At 33.1% G+C, this 24,988-nt stretch carries 18 protein-coding genes, 3 tRNA genes, 2 rRNA genes, 1 pseudogene and 1 other annotated feature; of the genes and pseudogenes, 23 read left to right on the forward strand and 1 reads right to left on the reverse strand.

Features of this window, described 5'->3' with window-relative positions; translation table 11 throughout:
- The first annotated feature begins 87 nt into the window (after positions 1-87).
- The 23 genes and pseudogenes from CLAU_RS13285 (at position 88) to CLAU_RS13390 (ending at position 23,509) form a co-directional block, all read left to right on the forward strand.
- Positions 88-163, forward strand: a tRNA-Ala gene (locus tag CLAU_RS13285).
- 4 nt (positions 164-167) lie between these two features.
- A tRNA-Ile gene (locus CLAU_RS13290) sits at positions 168-244 on the forward strand.
- Between the two features lie 311 nt (positions 245-555).
- A 23S ribosomal RNA gene (locus CLAU_RS13295) occupies positions 556-3,445 on the forward strand.
- Between the two features lie 111 nt (positions 3,446-3,556).
- Positions 3,557-3,802, forward strand: a binding site (T-box leader).
- A 69-nt stretch (positions 3,803-3,871) separates the two neighbouring features.
- Positions 3,872-5,056: an amidohydrolase gene (locus CLAU_RS13300; RefSeq protein WP_023162813.1), complete on the forward strand. Its 1,185-nt coding sequence runs from the start codon at positions 3,872-3,874 to the stop codon at positions 5,054-5,056.
- Between the two features lie 25 nt (positions 5,057-5,081).
- Positions 5,082-6,110: a methionine ABC transporter ATP-binding protein gene (locus CLAU_RS13305; RefSeq protein ID WP_023162814.1), complete on the forward strand. Its 1,029-nt coding sequence runs from the start codon at positions 5,082-5,084 to the stop codon at positions 6,108-6,110.
- A 1-nt stretch (position 6,111) separates the two neighbouring features.
- Positions 6,112-6,765, forward strand: a complete 654-nt coding sequence (locus CLAU_RS13310; RefSeq protein WP_013237307.1) for a methionine ABC transporter permease — start codon at positions 6,112-6,114, stop codon at positions 6,763-6,765.
- Between the two features lie 22 nt (positions 6,766-6,787).
- Complete coding sequence (locus tag CLAU_RS13315; RefSeq protein ID WP_013237308.1) at positions 6,788-7,627, forward strand: MetQ/NlpA family ABC transporter substrate-binding protein; 840 nt, start codon at positions 6,788-6,790, stop codon at positions 7,625-7,627.
- A gap of 223 nt (positions 7,628-7,850) precedes the next feature.
- Positions 7,851-7,967: ribosomal RNA gene (rrf, locus tag CLAU_RS13320) — 5S ribosomal RNA — on the forward strand.
- A gap of 9 nt (positions 7,968-7,976) precedes the next feature.
- Positions 7,977-8,052 (forward strand) — tRNA-Phe (locus CLAU_RS13325).
- Between the two features lie 100 nt (positions 8,053-8,152).
- The gene (locus CLAU_RS13330; protein ID WP_013237309.1) at positions 8,153-9,067 is read left to right on the forward strand and encodes a DMT family transporter; all 915 of its coding nucleotides are present in this window, start codon (positions 8,153-8,155) and stop codon (positions 9,065-9,067) included.
- Positions 9,068-9,197: 130 nt separating this feature from the next.
- Positions 9,198-10,016, forward strand: coding sequence for a dihydropteroate synthase (gene folP, locus CLAU_RS13335; protein ID WP_013237310.1), 819 nt, complete (start codon positions 9,198-9,200; stop codon positions 10,014-10,016).
- Between the two features lie 133 nt (positions 10,017-10,149).
- Complete coding sequence (folE, locus tag CLAU_RS13340) at positions 10,150-10,707, forward strand: GTP cyclohydrolase I FolE (RefSeq protein WP_013237311.1); 558 nt, start codon at positions 10,150-10,152, stop codon at positions 10,705-10,707.
- Between the two features lie 15 nt (positions 10,708-10,722).
- Positions 10,723-11,199, forward strand: a complete 477-nt coding sequence (locus CLAU_RS13345; protein WP_013237312.1) for an HD domain-containing protein — start codon at positions 10,723-10,725, stop codon at positions 11,197-11,199.
- A gap of 26 nt (positions 11,200-11,225) precedes the next feature.
- Positions 11,226-12,053 (forward strand): 2-amino-4-hydroxy-6-hydroxymethyldihydropteridine diphosphokinase, encoded by an 828-nt coding sequence (gene folK / locus CLAU_RS13350; protein WP_023162818.1) that lies wholly within the window; start codon positions 11,226-11,228, stop codon positions 12,051-12,053.
- 146 nt (positions 12,054-12,199) lie between these two features.
- Positions 12,200-13,315 (forward strand): ATP-binding protein, encoded by a 1,116-nt coding sequence (locus tag CLAU_RS13355; protein ID WP_023162819.1) that lies wholly within the window; start codon positions 12,200-12,202, stop codon positions 13,313-13,315.
- Positions 13,276-15,687, forward strand: coding sequence for a DUF5682 family protein (locus CLAU_RS13360; RefSeq protein WP_023162820.1), 2,412 nt, complete (start codon positions 13,276-13,278; stop codon positions 15,685-15,687). The genes CLAU_RS13355 and CLAU_RS13360 overlap by 40 nt, the downstream gene beginning before the upstream one ends.
- A 54-nt stretch (positions 15,688-15,741) precedes the next feature.
- A complete protein-coding gene (locus tag CLAU_RS13365; RefSeq protein ID WP_023162821.1) occupies positions 15,742-16,230 on the forward strand; it encodes a GNAT family N-acetyltransferase in 489 nt (162 codons plus the stop codon).
- 46 nt (positions 16,231-16,276) lie between these two features.
- Positions 16,277-16,396, forward strand: a pseudogene (locus CLAU_RS21385) (YwqG family protein); the annotation flags it as partial.
- 64 nt (positions 16,397-16,460) lie between these two features.
- Entirely contained in the window at positions 16,461-16,667 is a 207-nt protein-coding gene (locus CLAU_RS13370; protein WP_023162823.1) for a hypothetical protein, read from the forward strand.
- 129 nt (positions 16,668-16,796) lie between these two features.
- Complete coding sequence (locus CLAU_RS13375; protein ID WP_013237318.1) at positions 16,797-17,933, forward strand: VWA domain-containing protein; 1,137 nt, start codon at positions 16,797-16,799, stop codon at positions 17,931-17,933.
- Entirely contained in the window at positions 17,909-19,585 is a 1,677-nt protein-coding gene (locus CLAU_RS13380; RefSeq protein WP_023162824.1) for an SWIM zinc finger family protein, read from the forward strand. The genes CLAU_RS13375 and CLAU_RS13380 overlap by 25 nt, the downstream gene beginning before the upstream one ends.
- 22 nt (positions 19,586-19,607) lie before the next feature.
- A complete protein-coding gene (locus CLAU_RS13385; RefSeq protein ID WP_013237320.1) occupies positions 19,608-19,928 on the forward strand; it encodes a hypothetical protein in 321 nt (106 codons plus the stop codon).
- 11 nt (positions 19,929-19,939) lie between these two features.
- A complete protein-coding gene (locus tag CLAU_RS13390; RefSeq protein WP_023162825.1) occupies positions 19,940-23,509 on the forward strand; it encodes a DUF4132 domain-containing protein in 3,570 nt (1,189 codons plus the stop codon).
- 77 nt (positions 23,510-23,586) lie between these two features.
- Here CLAU_RS13390 and CLAU_RS13395 read toward each other — a convergent pair whose 3' ends face one another.
- A complete protein-coding gene (locus tag CLAU_RS13395; protein WP_023162826.1) occupies positions 23,587-24,837 on the reverse strand; it encodes a S41 family peptidase in 1,251 nt (416 codons plus the stop codon).
- Between the last annotated feature and the right edge of the window lie 151 nt (positions 24,838-24,988).

Genomic DNA, 24,988 nt, shown 5'->3' on the forward strand with positions numbered 1-24,988 from the left:
CTAGTGTAAATGAGCACCGGAATGAAAGTTTTGACGAAGTATTGTGAAGTTAATAGCAATTTTTTAAAAATAGAATAAAAGTATTTTGGGGGTATAGCTCAGCTGGGAGAGCATCTGCCTTGCACGCAGAGGGTCAAGAGTTCGAATCTCTTTATCTCCACCATTTAGGGCTTATAGCTCAGCTGGTTAGAGCGCACGCCTGATAAGCGTGAGGTCGATGGTTCGAGTCCATTTAAGCCCACCAAAGGTTTTCATTAGAAAACCATTTTCAATTTATAATGTAAATTGAAAAATTGTCCTTTGAAAATTGCACAGTAAATAAGAAATAAAGTAAAGCTAAGGTTATAATATAACCTTTGTAGTAGATGTATTTCATTGTTGAAATACAATTTATGTATCATTTTAAACATTTAAGATGATGCAAAGAAAATTGATAGTAACGAGCAAGACAAGGAAAAACTTGAATGAGGAGCGGAGTTTACTAGTGTAAATGAGCACCGGAATGAAAGTTTTGACGAAGTATTGCGAAGTTAATAGCAATTTTCGATAATGAAAGGTCAAGCTACAAAGGGCGCATGGAGGATGCCTTGGCACCAGGAGCCTAAGAAGGACGCGATAAGCTGCGAAAAGCTCTGGGTAGGCGCAAATAGCCAGAGAACCAGAGATATCCGAATGGGGAAACCCACCTAGACAACGCTAGGTACTGCAAACTGAATACATAGGTTTGTAGAGGCAAACCCGGGGAACTGAAACATCTAAGTACCCGGAGGAAGAGAAAGAAACATCGATTTCCTAAGTAGCGGCGAGCGAAAGGGAAAGAGCCCAAACCAGGAACTTGTTCCTGGGGTTGCGGATAGATCATAAAAACTGTGAAGTGTTAATTGAAGAGAGCTGGAAGGCTCCGCCGTAGAAGGTAAAAGCCCTGTAAATGAAAACAAAGAGCAGTCAGATCTAATCCAGAGTACCACGAGACACGAGAAACCTTGTGGGAAACAGGGAGGACCACCTCCCAAGGCTAAATACTACCTGGTGACCGATAGAGAAGGAGTACCGTGAGGGAAAGGTGAAAAGAACCCCGGGAGGGGAGTGAAATAGAACCTGAAACCGTGTGTCCACAAACAGTCGAAGTACGTAAAGTACGACGGCGTGCTTTTTGTAGAACGAGCCAGCGAGTTACGATATGCAGCAAGGTTAAGTACTTAAGGTACGGAGCCGGAGGGAAACCGAGTCTGAAAAGGGCGAAAAGTTGTATGTTGTAGACCCGAAACCGAGTGACCTATCCATGGCCAGGTTGAAGCGGAAGTAAAATTCCGTGGAGGACCGAACCACGTTGGTGTTGAAAAACCATGGGATGAGCTGTGGATAGCGGAGAAATTCCAATCGAACTCGGAGATAGCTGGTTCTCCTCGAAATAGCTTTAGGGCTAGCGTCGGAAATGAGTAATGGAGGTAGAGCACTGAATGGGGTAGGGGCTGACAACAGTTACTGAACCTTATCAAACTCCGAATGCCATATACTTGAATTCCGGCAGTCAGACTGCGAATGATAAGATCCGTGGTCAAAAGGGAAACAGCCCAGACCACCAGCTAAGGTCCCAAAGTGTAAGTTAAGTGGGAAAGGATGTGTGATTTCTAAGACAACTAGGATGTTGGCTCAGAAGCAGCCACTCATTTAAAGAGTGCGTAATAGCTCACTAGTCAAGAGATCATGCGCCGAAAATGTCCGGGGCTAAAACTTACCACCGAAGCTGTGGACTCGAAAGAGTGGTAGAGGAGCATCCTGTATGAGTAGAAGTCGTACCGGAAGGAACGGTGGATTGTACAGGAGAGAGAATGCTGGCATAAGTAGCGAGAAATAAGTGAGAATCTTATTGGTCGAAAACCTAAGGTTTCCTGGGGAAGGTTCGTCCGCCCAGGGTAAGTCGGGACCTAAGCCGAGGCCGAAAGGCGTAGGTGATGGACAATCGGTTGAAATTCCGATACCGCATAAAAGCGTTTGACAAAAGGGATGACGCAGGAGGATAAGGTGTGCATACAAATGGATGTATGTCTAAGCATCGAGTCAGGTATACCAGGAAAATCCGGTATATCAATGATGAGGTGTTATGGGGAACCCGCAAGGGGAAGTACCTGATTTCACGCTGCCGAGAAAAGTCTCTATGGAGTTTTTATGTGCCCGTACCGCAAACCGACACAGGTAGGTGAGGAGAGGATCCTAAGACCATCGGAAGAATTGTTGTTAAGGAACTAGGCAAATTAACCCCGTAACTTAGGGAGAAGGGGAGCCACGCAAGTGGCCGCAGAGAAAAGGCTCAAGCAACTGTTTATCAAAAACACAGGTTTCTGCTAAAGCGAAAGCTGAAGTATAGGAGCTGACGCCTGCCCGGTGCTGGAAGGTTAAGGGGAAGACTTAGCGCAAGCGAAGGTCAGAACTTAAGCCCCAGTAAACGGCGGCCGTAACTATAACGGTCCTAAGGTAGCGAAATTCCTTGTCGGGTAAGTTCCGACCCGCACGAATGGCGTAATGATTTGAGCACTGTCTCGACAACAAATCCGGCGAAATTGAAGTGCAAGTGAAGATGCTTGCTACCCGCGATTGGACGGAAAGACCCCGTAGAGCTTTACTGCAGTTTAGCACTGAATTTCGGTATTGTCTGTACAGGATAGGTGGGAGACTAGGAAGTAGTGGCGCCAGCCATTACCGAGTCGATGTTGGGATACCACCCTGATAGTACTGGAATTCTAACCGGGCTCCATGAAACTGGAGACGGGACAATGTTAGGCGGGCAGTTTGACTGGGGCGGTCGCCTCCTAAAAAGTAACGGAGGCGTACAAAGGTTCCCTCAGAAGGGTTAGAAATTCTTCGAAGAGTGCAAAGGCAGAAGGGAGCTTGACTGCGACACAAACAGGTGGAGCAGGGACGAAAGTCGGGCTTAGTGATCCGGTGGTACCTCGTGGGAGGGCCATCGCTCAACGGATAAAAGCTACCTCGGGGATAACAGGCTGATCTCCCCCAAGAGTTCACATCGACGGGGAGGTTTGGCACCTCGATGTCGGCTCGTCGCATCCTGGGGCTGAAGTAGGTCCCAAGGGTTGGGCTGTTCGCCCATTAAAGCGGCACGCGAGCTGGGTTCAGAACGTCGTGAGACAGTTCGGTCCCTATCCGTCGCGGGCGCAGGAAATTTGAGAGGAGCTGTCCTTAGTACGAGAGGACCGGGATGGACCGACCGCTGGTGAACCAGTTGTTCCGCCAGGAGCATAGCTGGGTAGCCAAGTTGGGAAGGGATAAACGCTGAAAGCATCTAAGTGTGAAGCCCACCTCAAGATAAGATTTCCCATAGCGTAAGCTAGTAAGACCCCTCGAAGAACACGAGGAGATAGGTCAGAGGTGTAAGCAGGGCAACCTGTTAAGCTGACTGATACTAATAGGTCGAGGGCTTGACCAAATAAAAACGAAAGAAAAAAAGTTTACTGTGCAATTTTGAGAGGACAGAGTAATTTCAACTCTTAAAAGTTAATATATATGAAAATTGATAGTAACAATTTTCGTCAGTTAAATGATGGCTATGAAGAGAGAAGTAAGTTAATTAAATCATTAAAGAGAGTCCTGTATGGTGAGAGAGGATATGAAAGATTTTCTGAACGTGCACTTGGAGCTTAAAGGCCGATATGTAGGTTTTTACGTTATCATACGTTATAGTGACAGGGTATTATCAGCAATTGTTTGTTGAAGTACTTTATGAGGTATAAGTCGTGAGGCTTATATGAATTTGGGTGGTAATCACGGATTTTTCGTCCCTTTAGTGGGGTGTTGAATCCGTTTTTTTATTACAAGATAGAAGTCTATTTAAAAGATAGAAAGGAGCCTCTACATGACACAACAAAATGTAAAATTTTTGGAAAATTCAGAAGATACTGAATTTAATAAAAAGATGAAAGATATTTTTGAATATTTCCATCAGAGACCAGAGTTATCTTACGAGGAATATGATACAACTAAAGAATTAGCAAAACTTCTAAGAGAAGGTGATATAGATATATTGGATCTACCAATGAAGACAGGTCTCGTAGCTGAAATCAAAGGAAAGAAAGGTGGACCTACCATTGCAATAAGAACGGATATAGATGCTTTACCAATTACGGAAGAAACAAACCTTACATACAAATCGAAAAATAAAGGTAAAATGCATGCTTGTGGTCATGACTTTCATATGACAACTATACTTGGTGCGGCTTACTTGCTAAAAAGAGATCAAAAAAAGCTTAAAGGAAATGTTAGAATTTTATTTCAACCTGCAGAAGAATCTAGTCATGGTGCTGAAGAAGTTATAAAAACTAGTGCACTGGATGGTGTACAAGCCATATTTGGATTACATTGCAATTCTGATTGGGATGTTGGAACGCTTGGCATAAATGTAGGTCCTGTGACTGCTGCTGTTGATAGATTTGAAGTTGAAGTTACAGGAAAGGGTACACATGCAGCACACCCTGAGCTTGGAACAGATCCAATAGTTGCTGCTTCTAATATAATAACAGCACTTCAGACCATTGTAAGTAGAAATATGCATCCTTTAAATCCTGCAATAGTAAGTGTAACTCATATGGAAAGTGGACATACTTGGAATGTAATACCTGAAAAAGCATATTTTGAAGGTACTGTAAGAACACTTAATGAGAAAGACAGGGAGCTCATACCTGAGAAAATAAAGATGATTTCGGAAAATATCGCTGAGGCTTACGGGGCAAAAGCTAATTTCAACTGGTATGAAGGACCACCAGCAACTAACAATGATAAAGATTGGACAGAAGTGGCAATTAGTGTTGCTAAAAAAGATGGTTATCAGGTTAAAATTATATCTCCTAAAATGGGAGGAGAAGATTTTGCTTATTATCAAAAAATTCTTTCAGGTACTTTTGTGAATATAGGAGTTGGAAAAGGAGAATCTCTTCATAGTCCCAAATTTAAAATAGATGAATTAGCTCTTGAAAAAAGTACAAAATATTTTAAAAATCTTGCAGAACAAGCTTTAATAGTATTAAATAGCAAAAGGGATTAAATACTTTATAGGAGGAATCCGTGAGATGATTGACTTAAAAAATGTGTATAAAACCTTTAATAGGGACGGTATGAAAATTGAGGCTTTGAAAGGAATTAGCATAAAAGTAGATAAAGGAGATATATATGGAGTTATAGGTTTTAGTGGAGCAGGAAAAAGTACGCTTTTAAGAATGGTTAATTTTCTTGAAAAACCTACATCTGGAAGTGTACTTGTTAATGGGCAAGATATTAGTAAACTCAATAAAAAGCAGCTTATAAGTACTAGAAGAAAAATAGGAATGGTTTTTCAACATTTTAATCTTTTAAATTCAAAAACTGTTTTTGCAAATGTAGCTCTTCCTTTAATTCTTGATCATGTTCCTAAAAATGAAATATCAAATAGGGTAAATGATCTTCTTAAATTTGTAGGCCTGGATAATAGAGCAAAAAATTATCCAGATGAACTATCAGGCGGACAAAAGCAGAGAGTTGGGATCGCCAGGGCACTTGCTACAAATCCACAAATACTATTATGTGATGAAGCTACATCTGCTTTAGATCCACAAACTACGGAATCAATACTCGAACTTTTAAAAAGAGTAAATAAGGAATATGATATTACTATTTTGCTAATAACCCATCAAATGAATGTAATACAGAAAATTTGTAACAAAGTTGCTGTAATGGAGAAAGGAAAGATAGTAGAGAAGGGAAGAGTAATAGATGTTTTTGGAAATCCAAAAGAAAAAGTTACAAAAGATTTTGTACATAGTGTAACTAATGACGATATTCCAATAAGCATATTAAATCTTATTAAAAACAACAGACAGAATAGTCAAAATAGAAAATTCTTTAGGCTTAAATTTATGGGAAATTCAACACTTACACCTATGATATCTATGGCAACGAAAAAATTTAATGCTGAAATAAACGTGCTTAATGCAAGTGTTACAGAACTTCAGGACACACCTATGGTAAATATGGTAATAGAACTCGAATGTGATTCTACTTTAGCTGAAGAAATTGTTAAATATATTGAAAGTAAAAATATTTTAGTAGAGGAGGTGGCATAAAATGCAGACTATAACTATATCGCAGATTTATACTGCAATATTACAAACACTGTACATGATTTTCATACCACTTTTAATAGGATCTGTAGTAGGAACTCTTTTGGGAGTATTAATGGTAGTAACAAGGCCTAATGGAATACTGGAAAATAAATATATTTATAATGTTTTAAATCCTATTGTAAATATATTTCGTTCTTTGCCATTTATAATTTTGATGGTTGCAATAGTACCTTTTACTAAACTTATAGTAGGTTCATCTATAGGTACGAGTGCTGCACTAGTTCCTCTTACTATTTTTATTACTCCTTATATTGCAAGACTTGTGGAAAATTCTATTTTGGAAGTAGATAGTGGAACTATAGAAGCTGCAGAGGCAATGGGTGCTACGTCTTTTCAGATAATATGGCATTTCCTTCTTCCTGAAGCAATGGGATCACTTGTGCTTTCACTTACTACTGCTACGATAGGTCTTATAGGGGCTACTGCAATGGCAGGAACTGTAGGCGGTGGAGGAATAGGAGATGTAGCTATATCCTATGGATATGAAAGATTTGATACAGAAGTAATGGTTATTACGGTAATTTTACTTATAATATTTGTACAATTTATACAGACAATAGGTAATGTAATAGCTAGAAAAGTAAGAAGAAATTAAAAATTTTAAGGGGGAGAACATAATGATAAGAAAATTTTTAAAAACTACTATAGCATCACTGCTTATAATTACATCGGCAATAGGATTGTCAGCATGTGGATCAAAAAATAGCAGTGATTCAAGCGAAAAGAAAGAGATAAAGCTGGGAGTTTCTCCTGGACCTTACAACGATCTTTTTAACGCAGGCGTAAAACCTATTCTTGAAAAAGAAGGTTATAAGGTTAATTTGGTAAATTTCTCGGAACTTCTTTCATCTGAGGTTGCCCTGACAGAAGGAAGTGTTGATTTTAACGTTGCACAACATAATGCTTATGTTAAAGCGTATAATAAGGAGAAAAAGGCAAATCTTGTTTCTATAATAAAAATACCAACAGTGAGGGCAGGAATTTTTTCGAACAAGCATAAATCAATGAGTGAAGTTAAGCAGGGGGATAAAGTATTTATTCCTAAAGACCCATCAAATGCAGCTAGAGCTTATGCATTACTTGAAAAAGCAGGATGGATTAAGATAAAATCAGGTGTAGTAAAGACACTTGCAACTCAAAAAGATATAGTTGAGAATAAAAATAACATAAAAATAATTGAAATGGATTCTTCACAAATACCACGTTCTATGAATGAAGCAGATTATGCCGTACTTCCAGGGGCTATTGAATATATGGCAAAAATAGATGCATCGAAAGCACTTATTTCAGAAACACTTTCAGATGATCTTTATATAACTGTTGCAGTGGATGGAAAAAATAAAAATGCTAAATGGGCACAGGATATAATAAAAGCTTATAAATCACAAGATTTTAAGAATTACATAAAGACACATAATTCTAAAGGATATTGGGTTCTTCCTGATGATCTTAAGTAAGTTAATATTTAATATGTAGGTTATCAAAGAACAAATAGCAAATAAAAAATAACAGATGATGAGGAATTTCTTATTTAAACTTTGATATTTGTTCTTTGAACTTTTTAAAAGTTTGCTATTAAGTATTGACAGCTAGCTAAAAATACAGTATAATACTAAATTGTAGCGAAGAAAAAAACAATATATAAGGAAATTAGTAGAAATAGCAATTTTTGATAATAAATCTGGTGGTAATGACGTGAAGGTAACACCCCTTTCCATACCGAACAGGAAGGTTAAGCTTCACAGTGCCAATGGTACTGCAGGGGAGGCCCTGTGGGAGAATAGGTCGCTGCCAGGTAATTTTTTTGGCCAGATAGCTCAGTCGGTAGAGCAGAGGACTGAAAATCCTCGTGTCCCTGGTTCGATTCCTGGTCTGGCCACCAAAAGTTTATATTAAAAAAGCTTCAAGTTATATGTGAGGCTTTTTTTTCGTATAAAAGAAAACTTATTGATGTGACGATTTTTTTTAAGGGGATGTGAAATATGAATAAAGGTGTTTTAAAATCTAGCATGTTGCTTTTAATAACCTCTGCTATATGGGGATTTGCATTTGTAGCACAAAGAGTGGGTATGAATTATGTAGGTGCGTTTACTTTTAATGGAGTAAGATTTGGACTAGGTGCTTTTTCTTTACTTCCACTTATAATATTTTATAAAGAAAAGGATAAAAATAAAGAAAAAAATAAAAGTTTTAAAAGCGTATTTTTATCTGGACTTTTTACAGGATTAATAGTGTTTTTAGCTTCTTCTTTCCAACAAGTAGGCCTTATAGGAACTACAGCAGGAAAAGCTGCTTTTATAACTGGATTGTACATTGTATTTGTTCCAATTATGGGTATGTTCTTAAAACGACATATAGGGCTGAATTCATGGATTGGAGCTTTAATTGCTGTGGTAGGATTATACTTTTTATGCGTTACAAGTAGTTTTTTTATATCACACAGTGATTTACTTGAACTTGGAAGTGCCTTTTTCTTTGCGGTTCAAATAATTTTAATAGATATTTTTTCTAAAAAGTTTGATACACTCAAACTGGCATTTTTTCAATTTATAACTTGTTCGGTTTTAAGTTTAATAACAGCTATTTTATTTGAAAGTATAACAATAAGTGGAGTTTTACAGGCTGCAATACCTATTCTATATGGTGGTATATTTTCAGTGGGAATTGCATATACATTGCAAATTGTCGCACAAAAAAATGCTGAACCAACACATGCAGCTATTATAATGAGTATGGAATCAGTTTTTGCAGCTATTGGAGGTTTTTTAGTTTTGAATGAATATTTAAGTTTAAGGGCAATGTTTGGATGTGGCCTTATGCTTGCAGGTATGATTATATGTCAGGTGAAACCTAGGGAAATTTGCCATGCAAAAGTTGAAGCTTGTAAAAAGAGGTAATACATAAGGAAAGTGTCATATTTAAAGTCAATTAAATAGTCATCTATTATGTATGTTTTTAGTAAAATATGTTATAATGTTGGAGACGATTTCAATAAAAGTTTTGAATTTAATGATAAGAGGGGATATCATGGATAAAGTAATTACAATAGGCAAAAAAGATTTTCAAATAGGAAAAAGGACTTACATTATGGGTATACTTAATGTTACACCAGATTCTTTCTCTGATGGCGGAAAATTTAACAATATAGAGCTGGCTATAAAACATGCTAAACAGATGGAGGAAGAAGGGGCAGATATAATAGATGTAGGTGGAGAATCTACAAGACCAAGCTATGATCCTGTATCTGAGCAGGAAGAACTAGAAAGAGTTATTCCAATAATAGGCAAATTAAGTAGGTGTGTAGACATTCCTATTTCTATAGATACATATAAGGGAAAAGTTGCAGAAGAATCTATAAAAGCAGGAGCATCCTTAATAAATGATGTTTGGGGATTTAAAAGAGACCCTTATATGGCAGAAGTAGCTGCACATTATAGAGTTCCTTGCTGTTTGATGCACAACAGAGATAATAGAAATTATACAAATTTGATGAATGACGTATTAAATGATTTACAGGAAAGCATAGATATAGCGTTAAAAGCTGGAGTTGACCCCAAAAATATAATAACAGATCCAGGTATAGGTTTTGCTAAAGATTATGAACAAAATTTAGCTGTTATGAATCAGTTAGAAAGGCTTTCAGAACTAGGATATCCAGTACTCTTAGGAACTTCTAGAAAATCAATGGTAGGAAAGGCATTAGATCTCCCGGTAAATGAAAGAATAGAAGGAACTGTAGCTACTACAGTAATAGGAATAATGAAAAAGTGTGATTTTGTAAGGGTTCATGATGTAAAGGAAAACAAAAGAGCTGCAGTAATGGCAGATGCAATAATAAGAAGGTAGCTCTGCTAAGTGAATTAAATCACTTGTGCAATGCCAGCTTAAATGATATAATCTTGATATTTAATTAACTAAGTATGTTTCAGGGGAAGGAGAAATATTGGGTAAGCTTTTTTAAACTCAATATACATTTATCATGGATGAAAAAAAGATTAGAGAAGCAGTAAAAATGATGCTTGAAGCTATAGGAGAAGATCCTGAAAGAGAAGGATTGGTTGAGACGCCTGATAGAATTGCTAGAATGTATAAAGAGATATTTGAAGGATTGGATGAAAGTCCTGAAAAGCATTTGAGAAAAGTATTTACTGTAGATAGTGATGATATTGTACTTGAAAAAGATATAACATTTTACTCCATGTGTGAGCACCATCTTCTGCCATTTTACGGAAAAGCACATATAGCGTATATACCTGATGGCAAAGTTGTAGGATTAAGTAAACTGGCTAGAACTGTTGAAGTTTTTGCAAAAAGACTTCAACTTCAAGAGAGAATGTCTGCTCAAATTGCTGATGCAATGATGAAATATGTAAAAGTTAAGGGAGTTATGGTTGTAGTTGAAGCGGAGCATATGTGTATGACTATGAGGGGAATAAAAAAACCTGGAAGTAAGACTGTTACAGCAGTTGCTAGGGGACTTTTTAAAAGTGAACCTAGACTTAGGGATGAAGTTTATAGAATGATAAATATGGAATAGAGCGTGGTGCTGAATTTGGAAAAAGTTAATGCTATTTTAAAAAACCGTAAGTTTTGTACCTATTTATCTAAAATTAATAAGCTTGAAGAAAGTAGAAAGTATTGTAAACACAATATTCAACATTTACTGGATGTGGCTAGAATTACTTATATAAAAGTGTTGGAAGAAAATATTCATGTAAAAAAAGAAATTATATATGCAGCTGCTCTGCTGCATGATATAGGAAGATGGCAGCAATATGAAGAGGGTATACCTCATGAATTAGCTAGTATTAAGTTAGGAAAAGATATTTTGGATGAGTGCGGCTTTGACAATGAAGAAGAAAAAGAAATATTTGATTTGATAAGTAATCACAGAAAAAAAGATTCTGATAGTTTACTTCAAAGTATATTTTATGATAGTGACAAAGCATGTAGAAATTGTTTTATGTGTAAAGCTGTTTCAGAGTGTAATTGGCCAGATGAAAAGAAAAACTATAGTATTGAATATTAATTGGTTTTAGTTAGGGGATGTTTTGTATGGATGTCATATATGTAGAGGATTTAGAAGTATATGCCTATCATGGCGTAAATCAAGCTGAAAAAGATATGGGGCAGAGATTTCTTATATCACTACAAATATTTTTAAATTTAAGTGAAGCAGGAAAAAGTGATGACCTGAGTAAAACTATTAATTACGCTAAATTATGCTGTGAAGTAGAGGAAGAATTTAAAAGAGAAAAATATGATCTTATTGAAAAGTCTGCAGAGTCACTAGCTAATTTTATATTGAAAAAATATATAGCAGTAGAAAAAGTGACAGTTAAAATAAAAAAGCCCTGGGCGCCTATAGGAAAGCCATTAAAGTGGGTAGCGGTAGAAATAAATAGGCGCTGGCATACAGCTTATATTTCAATTGGTTCTAATTTAGGTGATAAAGAAAAAAATATAAAAGATGCCGTAGATATAATAGATTCTTCACCTTATAATAATGTAACAAAAGTATCTAAATTATATGAAACTAAACCTGTGGGATATTTAGATCAGGATAATTTTTTAAATGGTGCTCTAGAGGTTAAAACCTTAATGGAGCCCGAAGATTTAATGGATTTTTTGTTAGAGGTAGAGAAAAAATTAAAAAGGGAGAGAATAATAAAATGGGGACCTAGAACTATAGACTTGGATGTAATATTATATGATAATTTAGTTACATCAGAAGAAAAGATTATACTTCCCCATCCAAGAATGCATGAGAGATTATTTGTTTTAAAGCCATTGTCAGATATTGCACCTTATGTTATTCACCCTGTTTTAAATGATAGAATCATAAATTTGACTCATGAATTAGAAAAAACACAAGAATTATAAAGTTTTAAGTTAAAAATAATTTTGCATATAGTTTATATGCAAAATTATTTTTTTATACTATATTTTGTTGTGCAGTTTTAAGTCACAGTAATAAATATACGATATATAACCATAATGTAAATTTAGCAAAGAATGGGAGTGGTTTCATGACAGAAAAGATATTAAAACCTCCAGTAGAGGTTTTGTATAAAGAAGAAATTGCAGCTTTAAAGAAAAATGATGATGGAATAAAACCAGAAAATTGGATACTGTCACCAAAAGCTGTGAGAAAATTTATACTCGGAAGTTTAGAACCTTTAACATATAGAAATAAAAAAATATACATAAATAAAAAGTTTTTTGGAAATGATTCTCTGGTTGAAAGATGTATTATAACCCTTGCAGGAAATAGAGGACTTATGCTTGTTGGAGAACCAGGTACTGCAAAAACAATGTTATCTGAGTTATTATCTGCGGCGATATGTGGCTGCAGCACCAACACTGTTCAAGGTACAGCTGGAACTACTGAAGATATGATTAAGTATTCATGGAATTATGCAATGCTTTTAGCAAAAGGACCAACATCTGAAGCTTTAGTTAAAGCACCACTTTTTGTTGGAATGGAGAAGGGAATTATCACGAGATTTGAAGAGATAACAAGGTGTCCATCAGAAATTCAAGATAGTTTAATAAGTATATTAAGTGATAAGGTACTTAATATACCAGAACTTGGTGAAAGTGAAGGATTACTATTTGCAAAACCTGGATTTAATGTAATAGGTACTGCAAATACACGTGATAAAGGTGTTAATGAAATGAGTAGTGCTTTAAAAAGAAGATTTAATTTTGAAACCATATTTCCTATAAAAGATGTTTCACTGGAAGCAAAAATAATAGTAAATGAAGTTGAAAAACTTAAAAACCAAAACAACATAAAAATGGAAGTGGATGAGGATGTTGTAGAACTTTTGGCCTCAACTTTCCATGAACTCAGAGAAGGAATATCTTCAAATGGTATAAGGATAGATAAGCCTTCTTCAGTTATGAGTACAGCAGAAGCCGTATCTGTTTATTACCAGACAATGATGACAGCTTATTACTATGGAGATTCGAAGATTAACCTCAATTCTATGGCCCAAAATATAATGGGTGCTGCTTTAAAGGAAAGTAGAGATGATCTTGAAAAGATTAAAAGTTATTTTAATGTTGTAGTTAAATCAAAAGCTGCAGAAGGTGGGGAGTTATGGAAAAGTTATTACGAAGCAAGGAAATGGATAAAATAAATAAACTATTTAATGCCGCCTTTGATTTAAGGTCAAACCTTGTATTTTTTCCTGTAAGACATCATAGTCCAGCATGTTCATACCATTTAAGAAATACAATTGAAGAATATTTACCGGAAATTATACTAATTGAAGGACCTATAGATGGAAATAACATAAAGGATTCACTGTCACATGAAGATAGTAATCCTCCTTTTGCTATTTACTATTCTTATTCAGATTCAAAAGGACTTATAGATGATACAAAGGGAAAATATAGATGTTATTATCCCTTTTTAGATTATTCACCAGAACTTATTGGAATTAGAGAAGGCAAAAAGAAAAACGTTGAAACTAGGTTTATTGATTTATCTTATGCTGACATACTTATAAACAGTGAGAAAGGTAAGGGACTTTTAAAGAAAGAAGATAAGTTAAGTTACAATGATGATTATTTTCTTGAAGAAAACAAATTTATAGAAGAACTGTGTAAAAGGGAAGGCTGCAGAAGTTTTAATGAATTTTGGGAAAAGCTATTTGAAATTCAGGGACTTTATATAAGTAAAGAAGATTTTGTGAAAAATATGCTTTCTTATTGTTATCTTTCAAGAATGTGCAGCACAAAAGAAGATCTTATAAGTGAAGGCTGTGTTGCCAGGGAAACTTTTATGGCATCTAAAATTCAAGAAGCATGCAGCGTATATAACAAAGTTTTAGTAATCACCGGTGGATTTCATACATATGGAATAATAGATTTATTGAATAAAAAAGTTGAATTTAGAATTAAGAAAATTGATGAAAAGGATAAAGGAGTATACGTTATGCCATACTCTATGGAAGCACTTGATCAGTTAAATGGATATTCAAGTGGAATGCCCTTTCCCAATTTTTATGAAGGTGTGTGGAAAAGATTAAATGAAAGTTATGAAACTGCATATAAGAATTCTGTACTTTCAAATATTATTCAAAATGGTAAAAAGGTTAGAAAAAATGATGGATGTCTTTCTACTTTTGATGAAATATGTGCGTTTGATATGGCCCAGGGACTTTCAAATCTTAGGGGGAAGCGGCAGCCTGGAGTGTATGAACTCATAGACAGTATAACTTCATCTTTTATAAAAGGAGACTTAAATATATCTACAGAAGATCCACTTAAAATTTTATATAAAGATTTAACTGGAAATAAAATTGGCAAGCTTTGCAGGGAGGCAGATGTGCCGCCTCTTGTACATGATTTTAAAGACACTTGTGCTAAATACAAGCTCAAGATAAATACTACTATAAAACAGGAAATTTCACTTGATATATTTTCATCAAAAAGACACAGAGAAATAAGTTGTTTAATGCATAGGATGGCATTTTTAAATACTAATTTTTCTAGGCTAATAAAAGGACCAAATATTTTTTTAAAGAGAGATGTAAATTTAATAAGGGAAACCTGGTACTATAAATGGAACACACAAGTTGATGCAGCTTTAATCGAAAATTCAGTTTATGGAGGAACCTTAAAAGAAGCATCTACGTCTCTTATAAAAAAGAATATGAATGAATGTGGTAGAAGTGCAGAAAATATTTCAAGATTATTAGTTTTATCATTTAACATGGGGCTTGATGAAATTTTTAATTCTACAATAAATGCACTAAAAGATATTATTGCGGAAGATAGCAGCATCTATTCATTAATAAATTGCCTTTATTATTTAAATTACATTTACACAATGAGAGAATTATATTTCATGAATTCTATGAATGAAGTAAAAAATATAATTTTTTACGTGTACAGCAAAATATGCATATTGATTCCAGATATGGCTTCAATTAATGAAGAAGAAGCTTTAAAAGGAGTTAATTCTCTGAAAGAAGTATTTAACATTGTAGTGAAAAGAGAATTAGATTTAGATGACACACTTTTAAAAGAAGCTTTATTTTCGCTTCTAAGATTTGATTCTGTAAATGCAGGAATTGAAGGAGCAGCATCTGGAATACTATATGGATTAAATGAACTTAAATCAGAAGAAGCAGCAAAGTCTGTGGAAGGATATATATTTGGTACTAAGGAAAAAGCACTAAAAGCACCGTCTTTTTTAAATGGATTGTTTTCAACTGCAAGAGATTTAGTTTTTGTGGAAGGTTCTATTTTAAAGTCAATTGATAAGTTTATAAATGAAGTTGAAGATGAAGACTTTATAAGAATTATACCACAGTTAAGGCTTGCATTTAGCTATTTTATACCTAGAGAAGTAGATGAAATAGGAGAAAAAGTAGCAAAAAATTATAAGGTGAGTAAAGTTCATTTTGATGGACTTAAAGTTATTTCACCTGAAATTTTAAAGCTTGGATCGGAAATTGATAAATATGCAGCTGAGAAAATGGAGCAAAGTGGCATAATATGAATGCAGTTATTTTATTTTGGACTTAAGTATGCATATAAAGAAAGGAAGATTAATATGGAGATTAAAATTAGACAGGTATCTATAGATGATTTAAATTCGGTAGCAGAAGTGGAAAGCATTTGCTTCCCAAAAGCAGAAGCAGCTACAAAAGAGTCTTTTAAGCAGCGTATAGAAACATTTCCAGAAAGCTTTTTTGTGGCAGAAGTAAATGATAGAATAGTTGGATTTATTAATGGATGCATTATAAATGAGACTGTTATATGTGATGAACTTTTTGAAGATTCTACACTTCATGTTCCAAATGGACACTATCAAACCATTTTTGGATTGGATGTTATACCAGAGTATCGTAATCAGGGAATTGCAGCAAAGTTAATGAAGCATATGATAGAAACAGCAAGATCATCAGGCCGAAAGGGAGTTATTTTAACTTGTAAAGAAAGACTTATCCATTATTATATGAAATTTGGCTACAAAAATAAAGGTGTATCCATGTCAGTACATGGTGGTGCTAAGTGGTATGATATGATTTTAGAATTTTAAGTATATAAGTGAAGTTTATTAAGGAAAATTATAATGGAGGAATATAATGAAAAATTTTAATATAGAATTACCTGAGAGTTTACAAAAATTTAAAGACAAAATAGAAAAAACTATAAAACCATATGTAAAAATAAAATTAAAAGAACAAAAAACCAAGCCTTGGGAAATGGGTTAGGGCAAGCTTTGAGGAAAGTAATTTAAATGAATGGAAAGCTAACAAAGAATATTCTTTGATACAGATAAATGAGGCTTGTGATAGCTGCAGTACCTATTTAAAGGATAAAAATGAGGAGCTTTTCTTAACTATACAAAGATATGAGGATGGAACAGAAAATAAAATTGTATATGCATCTTCAGTAAAATTAATTAAAAAATTATTTAGAGATAAATTGAAAACAGCAGTTGGATATCCTAAATATGAAATATATAGATTTTAGAAAGTTTTAAGGGCTTATCTTCTACAAATAAGGATTACTGCTTATTGAATAAGATATAAAGTTTAAGGTAACTTTGGGACAATATGCAGTGGAGCATTTAAAAAAATGGCAGAAGAGGAGGGATAACCTATGAAGGAAAGTTTAGTCAGCTTAAATAGATGGAGATTGATACTTGGAAAATATGCAGATGGTAAAATTCCATTTGAAGATAGCAATTCAGGTATCAACTACATGGAAATGGATGACTTACTGGATTTTTTATATTCAAGAGAATACAGCGAAAAAGATGGAGTTAAGAGAGGTAAAAGCAGTGGGAGCACGTCACCATCAAATTTGACTGTACCTAAATGGATAACTAAAATAAGAGAACTTTTTCCAAAGGAGACTGTTGAAGTACTTGAAAAGCATGCAATTGAAAAATATAATCTCACAGAACTTTTAACGGATAAAGAAGTTTTGGAAAAATTAGAACCTAATAAAGAGCTTTTAAAAAATATACTACAGATGAAACACCTTATGAAAGGTGATGTACTTGATACTGCCAAGTCCATTGTAAAAAAGGTAGCAGAGGATATAACAAAGAAACTTGAAAATGATGTTAAAAGATCAATTACGGGTAGGGTAAATAAAAATAAATCCACAACTTTAAAGTCTTCTAAAAATATAGATTTTAAAAGGACTATAAAGAAAAATTTAAAAAACTATGATTGTGATAAAAAGAGACTCGTAGTGGACAAGATATATTTTAATGAGAATGTTAGAAAATTCAACCCATGGAATATAATAATTGCAGTAGATGAGAGTGGGTCTATGCTGGATTCTGTGATTCATAGTGCAATTATGGCTGGTATATTTTCAAAACTTCCTATGCTTAAAACAAATCTCATTATATTTGATACGGAAGTAGTTGATTTAAGTGGATATATTGATGATCCTGTTACAACACTTATGAGTGTACAGCTTGGTGGTGGAACTAATATAACTAAAGCTATGACTTATTGTGAAAAGTTAATTGAAAATCCTCATAGGACAATGGTTGTTCTAGTTACGGATTTATATGAGGGATATGGTTATGGAAATATGTATGCAAAGGCAAAGTCCATTGTTGAAAGTGGAGCAAAGCTCATTATTTTAACAGCTCTTGATGTAGAGGCATCGCCTTCATATGATAAAAATGCTGCTTTAAAAATGGCTTCACTTGGAGCAGAAGTTGCAGCTATGACACCGGGGGGGTTATCAGATTGGATAGCAAAGATAATTTCTTAAAAGAACTTGGAAAATTTATTTACAGCATGGATGCAGATTATCTTGCTGGAATCAGCAATAAAGGTATTACAAAGAGAGCAGATAAGGATTTGTCCAAAGTTTCAAATATAGAATATGAAGTAAAGAATAATAGCATTGAATTTAAATTTGATGATATAACCTGCAGTATAAATGAAAATATAAAAGGTTATAAATGCAGTTGTCCGTCAAGGAGCATATGTAAGCATGTCATAATGTGTTATTTGTATTTGATGAAAAATAAGGAAAAGTTATTTGATATACAGGGTTGTGGAAGTCAATCTGAAGAAGAGGAAAAGTTTTTAGCTTTAAAAGAAATTTCCATAGATACAATAAAGAAAAAGACAGGAGATAAAAATCTGAATGACATAATTAAAAGAATAGAATTTGGAGTGAATTTTGAAATAAAAGAAGGTTCTATTATAGAAGTCAATTTTATAGACGAAAATACTTTGGTGAAGTTCTTGGGTAACATTGAAAATTCAACATGCACTTGCAAATCCAAGGAATTATGTGTACATAAAGCTGAAGCGTTGATTTTATACAAATTGAAAAAAGGCTATTTGAATTTAAAAGAGCTTAAAGTTTTTGCAAAAACATCAGAAGGTTTTGATGAACAAAAATTAAAAGAGGCTTCATTTAAGATAAAATTTGCAGTTGAAGATATGCTTATAGCTGGTCTTTCTAGAATGCCAGTTACTATCATGGATAGTTTGAATAATTTAGCTGTTATATGTCATAATTATGAACTCCCTAATTTTGAAAAAAGTGTAAGAGATATTAGAGAGGAATTTTCTCTCTATTTTAATAAAAATGCTTCCTTTGTTAAAGAAAATCTAGTAAATAAAATAACATCTCTTTATACAAGGGCAATTTCACTTGAAAATGTAAAAGACTTAGATAAATTGAGTTTGCTTGTTGGTGAATTTAAAAGTTCATATTACGAGATTCCACCTGTAGAATTTCATGGTTTTGCAGCTGAAAAGTGGAAAAGCAATTCTGGTTATGAAGGAATTACATATTATTTTTTAGAAAGTAAAAATGGACAAATTTATACATATACAAATGCATTACCTACATATTATGATGATGTTAATTATAGGAAATCTTTTAATGAACCTGCTCCATGGAACTTAAATTGTAGTATTTGTGAATTAAGTAATATAAGTTTCAAATTAATTCACGGCAAAATTAATTCACAAAATAGGATATCTTCAAGCAGTGAATCAAATGGGACAATAATAGGTAAAAGTAATATTTTTAAATTAAATACTGAAAAGTATGATTATGATAACTGGAATGAAATTTTAGACAGGATATTTTTAGACAAGAGGGAAAAAGATCAAGAGTATAATTTAATATTTTTACAAATAGATAAATTTGGAGAAGTGGATTTTAATGATGTAACTCAAGAATTTTCTGTACCAATTTATGATAAGTTTAATAACTGCAGTAAAATTATTATTAAATTCTCCTTGGATACAAAATATATGATAAGAAGAATTGAAAGAGTTATAAAATATAACAGATCACATTATATTTTTGGAAGAATTTATATAGATGGTGAGGAGCTCGTATTTTATCCTATAACTTATTATGATGATACTGGACAAGTAGAAAATTTAACACTATAAATGGTAAATTGGTGGTGAGTATATGAACGAATGTAAACAGATACTTAATGTAATAGATGAAGTCCAAAAAAGCATTCAAGAATTATTTTTTAGTGGATTTAATACACCTAGTGATTTTGTAATAGATGAATTTTTGAGGCTTGGACTTGTTTTAGAAAGTTGTGGGATGAGTTATGGTTCTCAAAAATTAAATAGTATACATGATAAGTTGAAATCAAAAAGACATTCATTTGATTTCAACTATAGTGAATGTGTTAAAGAATATTGTGAACTAAATGAGTACTGTATAATTTGTAAAAAGAGATTGAATATATTAAATTTGAAGACAAAAATAAGCAGCTAGGAGTGGATAGTGTGAATATAAAGGAACATTTACTTAATAAAATTGAGGATGTACTTGAGGAACTAAATGTATCACAGGATGCATTGGGGTCTCTAGAAGATTATTTAGAAGATGAAGTTCAAGAAGATGAATTTTTAAATATGCTTCCTGAGGTTGATTTTAACTCGATTTCAAAGGATATATTGAGTAAGGCTGCAAAAGCATATACTTCTATAAGAAGATACAAGTCAAATGAATATATAAGAAAATACATAAATATCTTGTTTAAAATGGGAAAAGCAAGCGTGACCTATGTAATACTTAAATCTAGTTACTGGATTTCTGAATATACGGTTAATGAACTTATAAAAGCTGGAGTTGAAAAATATATAGTTCTTATAGTTTATGTAAACCGTTTGGCATATGACTATAGCAGATTAGACAATAAAAATTTTAAAACAATATATGATATGTGCAGGGAAAGTCCGGAGGATGTAATAAAGGCTTGTGAGTACTTGGATGTAAATCAAAAGATGGTAGTCTGTTCAATATATTGTAAATATAAAGGTATAGAAAAAAATGACAAGTATTATGAATTTTTAAAGGACATAGAAGATGATTTTACAAATTCTATAGACAACCTTTATGATAATAAAATGCCTGATGATTTGGTAAAAAAAATTCAAATGTTCATTGAAAAAAATGACTACGCACTTCTTGAAAATATTATTGATGAAGTTAAAGGATATAAATATAGTGATTACCTATTTAAATTTTTAGTTGGATTTTCAGCATTAAATGCAGATAAATCTGCAACTTTAAAGAAGATGTTTCAGTTTTTTGTAAGAGTAAATTTTAGAGATGCTTTAAATTCAGCATATAGTATTTTACCTGTTACAAGTTGTTATTCTGACACTGTAAATAATATGGATATGTTATTTGAAATACCTTCAAAATACCATGTTGCCTGGTATGCAGAAAAGTTTGCAGGTAATGAAACGGCATCAGAAATACTCAAGAAAAAATTAAAAGAGAACAAGAAGTCCTTTGAAGAAGCAATAAGCTTATCAGAAGGCGCCAGTAAGAATTATTTAATGTCATTTATGCTTGATGGTGATGAAAAATCAAATTATATAAAAACTCTTGATGAAAATTGTATAAATGTGTTTTCAAAAGTTCTTAGGGAAGATAAAGTAAATGAAGGGGATATAAGTGTAGTAGAATCATTTTTACGAGATGATGTTTCCTTTGAAAATGTGAAAAACACACTATATTCAATAGAACCACAAAATACAAGTTATTGGAGAATGAATAATGAATTAATAGAAGTACTGAATATTTTATGCAAAAATTTAGGCGGAGGTATTAATTTATATGAAAGAGTAGTTTCAGTAATGGCAGCAGTTGGTTATAAGAATTATATTGTAAAACTTTCATCAGATTATAAGAGAAACACTGGAACAGAGTACAGCAGTGAAAAGTTTCATAAAATATTTGATATACTTAGAAAGTACAGTGTACCTGTCCTGGCAAAGATGAAACTTATAGATAATATTATAAATGATTATGATTATATGGGTAGGAAAGCAGCAGCACTTCATACTGTTTTAAAAGATATTGTGGTAAAAGATAAAGATGAAGTTGTTAAAAATATAGATAATATTTCAGCAGATGGAAGATGTGTATTTTTAGAGTATATATTTAAAGTGAAAAAGGAAGAAAATATAAAAGTAGTTTTAGATAAGTTTGGAGATGGCTCAAAAAAGGTTAAGGAAAAGATAGTAGAGTTGTTTACAAATAGTTCAAGCAATCTTAAATATATGGAAGGTGTGCTTGATAAGCTTAAGGCCAAGAAACAGGGAGAAAGAGAAGTTGCTATAAGAATTTTATCAAAATGGTTAAATGAGGAAGGCATTGAAGAAGAAAGAAGTAAGCTCATTAAAGAATGTTTAAATTATACTCTGGAGGCTGAAAAGAGTCAGAAAATAAGAGCCTTACTTATGGAGGTTTTGGGAATTGAACAAAAAGGCATGGACAAAGAAAAATTAAAAGGTGAGGAATTTATAAAAGATTTACTTAAAGGCAATAAAAAGAATTCACTTTCATGGCTTGAATTTGATTCATTACCTAAAGTTAAATTAGAAGAGAGTAATAATTACTGTGAAGAGGACTATTTAAGGGCCGTTTTACTTTGCTATTCAGCATCAAATACTATAGGCAAGAGTGTCGATGGAGACAGGCTTGTTCAAAAGTTAAATAGAGATAGCTTGAAATTATTTGCAAATGAAGTTTTTGATAGGTGGTTTGAAAAAGGTGCAGAAGCTAAAAAGAGATGGGTGCTTGGGTTTTCATCAATTTATGGCGGAGAAGAAATTGTAATGAAGCTGCAAAAGTGTATCAATGATTGGGCAAAGAATTCAAGAGGTGCCATAGCAAGTCAGGCAGTTAAGGCTCTAGCTTTAAATGGGGGTTCTTCTGCACTTTTAATAGTTGATGGTATCTCAAGAAAATTCAAGTTCAAGCAGGTTAAAAAAGCAGCGGCAGAAGCACTTGATTTTGCTGCAGAGCAAATGGGAGTAGATAGAGAAGAACTTTCTGATAAAGTTGTTCCGAACTTAGGATTTAATACAAGTGGAGAGAGAATATTTGACTATGGAAGTAGAAAGTTTATTGTAAGACTTGCTGCGGATTTAAGTGTAGAAGTATATGATCAAAATGAAAAGAAACTTAAAAACTTGCCTTCACCAGGCAAAAAAGATGATGAATCAAAAGCAAAGGAAGCACGTAGTGAATTTAGAGCATTTAAAAAGCAATTGAAAAATACAATTTCAGTTCAAACTACTAGAATGGATTTGGCACTCTCAAATGAAAGAAAGTGGACAAAAGAAGCATGGATAAAACTATTTGTTGAAAACCCTATTATGCATAAATTTTCAATAGGACTTATATGGGGAATCTATGAAAATTCAAAATTAGTAGATACATTTAGATATATGGAAGATGGAACTTTTAATACTGAAGATGAAGATGAATTTGAAGTACCTGAAAAATCAAGCATAGGACTTGTGCATCCTCTTGAACTTTCTAGAGAGGATTTAAATCTTTGGAAGGAACAGCTTGAAGACTATGAAATTGTACAGCCTATTAAACAATTGGATAGAGAAGTATTTACTATGACTGAAGAAGAAAAGAAAATGAAATATGTAGATAGATTTGGAGGGAAAATCGTAAATGGTCTATCGCTTGTAGGTAAGATAATGAACTATGGCTGGTATAGAGGTTCTATTCAGGATGCAGGAGGATACTATGAATTTTACAAGGAAGATAACAGCTTGGGCATAGGAGTTGAATTGAAGTTTGAAGGATTGTCTGTTGGCTATGAAAATGAAGATACGACAATTTATATATTGAGATTTTATAATGCAGGTACAGTAAAAAGAGGAAGTTACATATATGATGAGATAAAGGAACAGCATTTACTTTCCTTAAGCCAAGTTCCAGAAAAATATTTTAGTGAAATACTATATCAAGTTAGCAGTGCACTATCATCAAGCAGTACAGTAAATGAAAATTGGAGAAATGGTTCTGGAATTAAGTTTTAAAAATGTTGTTAAACAATGGACATAGAAAGGGAAAATGGGTATAGATTTGTGTAAAAACTAAATCTATACCCATTCCCTTAAAATTTTAAGATGTAATTCAAGACAGGATCAGTTTTATTCATGTAATCTTTTATAGACAATTCAATTATCTTATCAGGTGCAAAAGTGGTGCTGTTGTTATTGGAACTTTTATTAAACTGTGTGGAATAACTTATTTCCATCTTTGAATTTGGAAGTTCAAATTCCTTTACAGCACCATAGTGATTTGGTTTACCACTAGTAGTTTCCCCTACAAAAGTTGCGTTAGTATCCTTTTTTAATAGGCTAGTATCAACTATTGCGGATGAAAAGGTATTCCTTCCAACTATCACAAATAGGTGATTTTTATTATTTAACTTTTTATTTTTAAGCCAGTCTATAATTGGTTTTATATATTTATCACTTCCACCGGAATTATCTCTCATATCAATTACAAATTTATCTACAGTATGTGTATTCATAAAGCTTAACATTTGAGCTATAAAATCTTCTATTGATTTATCTGAGTCCTCGTCACTTTGGCACTTATTATATTTAAAATAAACTGTCTTCTCATCACTTAAATATTTATACCAGTAATTTAAATTTTTCTTTTGCATATAAAGTGGATATGAACTATTGTATGTTTCATTTACGATAAACTTTTCACTAATTTTGTGTTTATCCATAGAACTTACATTTAAATTAAAAATTTTTCCATTACTGTCTTGAAAAGTAAAGACTGCTTTATTTGTATCAGATACAACTTTTATGCCATGGAGAATTTCAGGATTTGACAAATACTTGGGCACACTCTTTTTAACCATTCCTTCGTTGTCATTTACTATTAAAGGTAAAATCGCTTCTTGGATATTTTTTATGTCTTTACCATTTATCTTTATGAGTTTGGCATAAAGAGCTTTTTTGTACTCACTTGTAGTATTTACAACATATACACCTTCTTTAAAATAGTAAAATTCCATTGGATATGCATTTAAGGTTTCCTTATATGCAGATGTATGTGAATCTCCTATGGATGCAGTTATTTTATAGATACCAGCAGCTATTTCATCGTCATTTAAATTATCTACTGAATTTTTTAGTGTATTTATTTCATCATTAAACTTTTCTTCATTTATTTTAAAAAATAAATTTACATGTTTTTTAGGAAGAGCTTTTTGCATATAACTTAAGTCTTTTTTCCACTTTGTATTTCTATCTCCACCTAGATACTCAGATTCACATCCTGCAGCAGCTATAGCAAAAGAAAATAGTATAAAACCAAAAACTAATTTTACAAATTTATTCATCGTTAACTCCTTTTAATTTATCCGATCGCTACCATTGCTAACACCCCCATCGCACTCTGTGAAAGCGACTATCACCCAATCAAAGATTTGGAATATCTGCTTTTCTTCAAAGTAGGGGATAAGCACTGCTACGCGCCTGGATAAGTTCTTC

It is taken from the genome of Clostridium autoethanogenum DSM 10061 (assembly GCF_001484725.1).
In the GTDB taxonomy this organism is placed as follows: domain Bacteria; phylum Bacillota; class Clostridia; order Clostridiales; family Clostridiaceae; genus Clostridium_B; species Clostridium_B ljungdahlii.

Coding starts and splice junctions, on each gene's coding strand:
- CLAU_RS13355 (WP_023162819.1), top strand. CDS start 12,200: ATGACAGAAAAGATATTAAAACCTCCAGTAGAGGTTTTGTATAAAGAA.
- CLAU_RS13385 (WP_013237320.1), top strand. CDS start 19,608: ATGAACGAATGTAAACAGATACTTAATGTAATAGATGAAGTCCAAAAA.
- CLAU_RS13300 (WP_023162813.1), top strand. CDS start 3,872: ATGACACAACAAAATGTAAAATTTTTGGAAAATTCAGAAGATACTGAA.
- CLAU_RS13375 (WP_013237318.1), top strand. CDS start 16,797: ATGAAGGAAAGTTTAGTCAGCTTAAATAGATGGAGATTGATACTTGGA.
- CLAU_RS13330 (WP_013237309.1), top strand. CDS start 8,153: ATGAATAAAGGTGTTTTAAAATCTAGCATGTTGCTTTTAATAACCTCT.
- CLAU_RS13305 (WP_023162814.1), top strand. CDS start 5,082: ATGATTGACTTAAAAAATGTGTATAAAACCTTTAATAGGGACGGTATG.
- CLAU_RS13360 (WP_023162820.1), top strand. CDS start 13,276: ATGGAAAAGTTATTACGAAGCAAGGAAATGGATAAAATAAATAAACTA.
- folK (WP_023162818.1), top strand. CDS start 11,226: ATGGATGTCATATATGTAGAGGATTTAGAAGTATATGCCTATCATGGC.
- folE (WP_013237311.1), top strand. CDS start 10,150: ATGGATGAAAAAAAGATTAGAGAAGCAGTAAAAATGATGCTTGAAGCT.
- CLAU_RS13365 (WP_023162821.1), top strand. CDS start 15,742: ATGGAGATTAAAATTAGACAGGTATCTATAGATGATTTAAATTCGGTA.
- CLAU_RS13310 (WP_013237307.1), top strand. CDS start 6,112: ATGCAGACTATAACTATATCGCAGATTTATACTGCAATATTACAAACA.
- CLAU_RS13395 (WP_023162826.1), bottom strand. CDS start 24,837: ATGAATAAATTTGTAAAATTAGTTTTTGGTTTTATACTATTTTCTTTT.
- folP (WP_013237310.1), top strand. CDS start 9,198: ATGGATAAAGTAATTACAATAGGCAAAAAAGATTTTCAAATAGGAAAA.
- CLAU_RS13315 (WP_013237308.1), top strand. CDS start 6,788: ATGATAAGAAAATTTTTAAAAACTACTATAGCATCACTGCTTATAATT.